Annotated in this window: 1 protein-coding gene; it reads right to left on the bottom strand. The window is 69.4% G+C overall.

Features of this window, described 5'->3' with window-relative positions; all coding sequences use genetic code 11:
* Positions 1 to 252 (bottom strand): transposase (locus M3B01_RS14585; protein WP_259793274.1); only part of this gene is annotated, 252 nt, incomplete at both ends.

Here is a 252-nt window from a genome sequence, read left to right on the forward strand (position 1 = left end):
GACCAGGCGCGGGGTGAACGACCCGCCCCGATCGCGGGGGACGTCCAGCTCGATCGGTCCGACCTCGGACTCCACGGTCTTGGGTGTGGTGCCGTTACGGGAGTTCCCACTGCCGCGGCCCTCCGCGGCGTGCTTGTCATAGCCCAGGTGACTGGTCAGCTCGGCCTGCAGACCCCGCTCCAGGGCGGCTTTCACCAGCGCGGGCACGAACCCGCCATCGCCGGTGAGCTGAACATTGCCTGCGTCGATCTG

The sequence above is a fragment of the Brachybacterium sp. p3-SID957 genome (genome assembly GCF_025144775.1).
In the GTDB taxonomy this organism is placed as follows: Bacteria; Actinomycetota; Actinomycetes; order Actinomycetales; family Dermabacteraceae; genus Brachybacterium; species Brachybacterium epidermidis.